Source organism: Chryseobacterium potabilaquae (assembly GCF_902728265.1).
Taxonomy (GTDB): domain Bacteria; phylum Bacteroidota; class Bacteroidia; order Flavobacteriales; family Weeksellaceae; genus Chryseobacterium; species Chryseobacterium potabilaquae.
Genome location: NZ_CACVBR010000108.1, coordinates 1 through 993 on the forward strand (window position 1 = coordinate 1; position 993 = coordinate 993).

1 protein-coding gene is annotated in these 993 nt (G+C 31.3%); it reads right to left on the reverse strand.

The features are described 5' to 3' along the window. Window positions 1-189 precede the first annotated feature (189 nt). A complete protein-coding gene (locus tag CHRY9293_RS18370; protein WP_162034303.1) occupies window positions 190-882 on the reverse strand; it encodes a tyrosine-type recombinase/integrase in 693 nt (230 codons plus the stop codon). Window positions 883-993: the final 111 nt, after the last annotated feature.

Sequence of the window (993 nt, forward strand, 5' to 3'; positions counted from 1 at the left end):
AATGGACCATGCCTATTCGAAATTGGGGTATTGTTCTCAACCAATTTATGCTTATTTTTGAAAAAAGGCTCAGATTATAAAATCCAAGCCTAACTTTTTAACTTACACACTTTACGAGATAGTGTCCAATTAGATTTGCGGAATTTAATTAAATTCCGCTCTTGTGGACCAAGAGCAGAATTTTTTATTTTAGAATATTTTCAGTTTTACATTTTTAGCCGCTTCCAGTCTTTCTACTTTTAAAGAATGCATATATCTTTCAGTCATTTCTATTTCTGAATGTCCAAATATCGTACAAATAGTTTTAATATCCATTCCAGCTTCTCTTTTATCATCCGCCCCTTTATGCTTACCTGAATACAGATTTTTATTGATTCCAAGTCCTATTTTTATTAATTTATTCCATTGTCTATTCGGAGTATCTTCATTGATTTGGTAAGGATTAGGCAAAAACCAATTTTTTCGGGAATGTCTTCCACCATTTGGTACCCATGTGCCAAAAATATAATATTCAGGATTACAACCTTCATAATTTTTTAAAAGCTCGAAAGAATTTCCAATCATAGGAACCGCTCTGTATTTATCTGTTTTGGTAAATTCTGCATCTAATTCAATTGATCTTGTTTTAAAATTAAGTTGTTTTATCTTCAAATTCCGAAGTTCTTCCGGTCTTATACCACAATAATATATAAGCATATAAAAAATATAAAATCCGTAATTCTCTTTTCTTAGCTCAGCACATATCAATCTCATTTCCTCATCCGTAGGAGGAACATTAGAAATGTTTTTTACCACCTTAAGATTTCGGATATCGTTAAAAGGATTAGTTTTAGTGTATTCAGCCTCCAAAACTTCGTGAAATATAGAACGGCTCAGGCGCAAAAGTTGGGGGGAACTTTTAATACTATTATCTTTGCTTTATGATAAATGATCAGGAACTTCTTAAATTATTACTTCCAGAATTTTTGGTAGAACACTTTGATATACTAAAAG